1 protein-coding gene is annotated in these 1191 nt (G+C 57.9%); it reads left to right on the forward strand.

Annotation, left to right across the window (positions count from 1 at the left end; translation table 11 throughout):
* Positions 1-1188, forward strand: a 1188-nt coding sequence (gene tuf, locus OHL19_RS22950; protein WP_263360192.1) for an elongation factor Tu, incomplete at its 5' end; no start/stop codon positions are given.
* Between the last annotated feature and the right edge of the window lie 3 nt (positions 1189-1191).

A 1191-nucleotide genomic window follows, 5' to 3' on the forward strand; every position in this document is an offset into this window, starting at 1 on the left:
ATGGCGAAGGAAAAATTTGACCGTTCTAAGCCGCACGTAAACGTAGGGACGATTGGTCACATTGATCATGGCAAGACGACGTTGACGGCAGCGATCACGAAGGTGTTGTCGAAGCACAACCCGAAGAACACGTTCCGTTCGTTTGACACGATTGACAACGCACCCGAAGAGCGCGAGCGCGGTATCACGATCGCGACAGCGCACGTAGAGTATGAGACGGCGAACCGTCACTATGCTCACGTGGACTGCCCTGGTCACGCGGATTACATCAAGAACATGATCACCGGAGCGGCGCAGATGGACGGCGGCATTCTGGTGGTAGCAGCGACGGACGGCCCGATGCCCCAGACCAAGGAGCACGTTCTGCTGGCGCGCCAGGTTGGCGTACCTTCGCTGGTTGTGTTTCTGAACAAGTGCGATGCGGTTGAAGACGAAGAGCTGATCGAGCTGGTCGAGATGGAAGTTCGCGAACTGTTGTCGAAGTACCAGTTCCCGGGCGACGATACACCGGTGGTTCGCGGTTCGGCTCTGGGAGCTTTGAACGGCGAAGCCAAGTGGGAAGCGAGCGTCGATCTTCTGATGGCCGAAGTCGACCGCTATGTACCGCAGCCAGACCGCATGGTCGATCTGCCGTTCCTGATGCCGATTGAAGATATCTTCTCGATCTCCGGCCGTGGAACCGTGGTGACCGGACGTATCGAGCGCGGCAAGGTGAAGGTTGGCGAGGAAGTTGAGATCGTCGGATTCCGCGAGACGCGCAAGACGGTTGTAACAGGCGTGGAAATGTTCAAGAAGCAGTTGGACGAGGGTCTGGCTGGCGACAATGCAGGCTTGCTTCTGCGTGGCGTTGCGAAGGAAGACGTGGAGCGCGGCATGGTGTTGGCCAAGACCGGGTCGATCAAGCCGCACACCAAGTTCAAGGGCGAGGTTTACGTATTGTCGAAGGAAGAAGGCGGACGTCACACTCCGTTCTTCAACGGCTACCGTCCTCAGTTCTACTTCCGCACGACGGACGTGACGGGCACGGCTAAGCTTCCGGAAGGCACGGAGATGGTTATGCCAGGCGACAACATCCAGTTGGAGATTGAGCTGCACACTCCAGTTGCGATGGAAAAGGGACTGCGCTTCGCGATTCGCGAAGGCGGCAGGACAGTCGGCGCGGGCGCCATCAGCGAGATTATCGCTTAAGAA

This window comes from Acidicapsa ligni, from assembly GCF_025685655.1.
In the GTDB taxonomy this organism is placed as follows: Bacteria; Acidobacteriota; Terriglobia; order Terriglobales; family Acidobacteriaceae; genus Acidicapsa; species Acidicapsa ligni.